Here is a 1267-nt window from a genome sequence, read left to right as displayed (position 1 = left end):
GGCCCGAAAGAAAGGTAGGAGGCCATGACGAAAGGTCTGCACGTGCCTTCCGAGATCGGCAAGCTCAGGAAGGTCTGCCTGCACCGTCCCGGCGACGAGCTCCTCAACCTGCCGCCCGACGAGCTCGAGCGACTCCTGTTCGACGACGTCCCGTTCCTGGAGGTCGCGCAGCAGGAGCACGACACCTTCGCCCAGATCCTGAGGGACCAGGGCGTGGAGGTGCTCTACCTCGAGAACCTCGTCGCCGAGGTGTTCGACCAGGTCCCCGGCGCCCGCGCCGAGTTCACCGACCAGTACATCGCCGAGGCAGGCATCCGCGGCCAGCACATGCCGCAGATCGTCCGCGAGAAGCTGGACTCCATCGAGGACAACCTCGAGTTCGTCAAGAAGACCATGGCCGGCATGACCAAGGCCGAGATCGACATGCCCCTCACGGCGTCCACGACCCTCGACTCCCTGGTCAACTCCGAGTCCGAGTCCGACCTGATCATCGACCCGATGCCCAACCTCTACTTCACCCGCGACCCGTTCGCGGTCGTCGGCGAGGGCGTCAACCTCAACCGCATGTACTCGGTCACCCGCAACCGCGAGACCCTGTACGGCAAGTACGTCTTCAAGTACCACCCCGACTACAAGGACGTCTCCCTGTACTTCCGCCGCGACTGCCAGTTCCACACCGAGGGCGGCGACGTGCTGAACATCAACGAGAAGACCCTCGCCGTCGGCATCTCCCAGCGCACCCAGGCAGCCGCCATCGACGTCATGGCCCAGAACATCTTCTGGAACTCCGACTCCAAGGTCGAGCGCATCCTGGCCTTCGACATCCCCGTCTCGCGCGCCTTCATGCACCTCGACACGGTCTTCACCCAGATCGACGTCGATAAGTTCACGATCCACCCCGCCATCATGGGCACCCTGCGCGTCTACGAGCTGACCGCCGGCAAGAACCCGGGCGACGTGAACATCCGCCTGATCGAGGACACCCTCGAGCACGTCCTGGAGGACGCCACCGGCGTCGACCAGGTCAAGCTGATCCCCTGCGGCGGCGGCGACCCGATCGCGGCCTCCCGCGAGCAGTGGAACGACGGCTCCAACACCCTGTGCGTCGAGCCCGGCAAGATCTGCGTCTACGCCCGCAACACCGTCACCAACGACGTGCTGTACAAGGAGGGCCTGGACCTTCTCGTCGTGCCCTCCGCCGAGCTCTCCCGCGGCCGCGGCGGCCCGCGCTGCATGAGCATGCCCTTCTGGCGCGAGGACCTCTAAG

1 protein-coding gene is annotated in these 1267 nt (G+C 65.4%); it reads left to right on the top strand.

Features of this window, described 5'->3' with window-relative positions; all coding sequences use genetic code 11:
• Nucleotides 1–24: 24 nt before the first annotated feature.
• The gene (arcA, locus tag DW211_RS09995) at nucleotides 25–1266 is read left to right on the top strand and encodes an arginine deiminase (protein ID WP_099431519.1); all 1242 of its coding nucleotides are present in this window, start codon (nucleotides 25–27) and stop codon (nucleotides 1264–1266) included.
• Nucleotide 1267: the final 1 nt, after the last annotated feature.

This window comes from Collinsella sp. AM18-10, from assembly GCF_003471585.1.
In the GTDB taxonomy this organism is placed as follows: domain Bacteria; phylum Actinomycetota; class Coriobacteriia; order Coriobacteriales; family Coriobacteriaceae; genus Collinsella.
Note: the sequence above shows the minus strand (reverse complement) of the source record. Positions and strands in the feature narration are given on the sequence as shown.

Coding starts and splice junctions, on each gene's coding strand:
- arcA (WP_099431519.1), top strand. CDS start 25: ATGACGAAAGGTCTGCACGTGCCTTCCGAGATCGGCAAGCTCAGGAAG.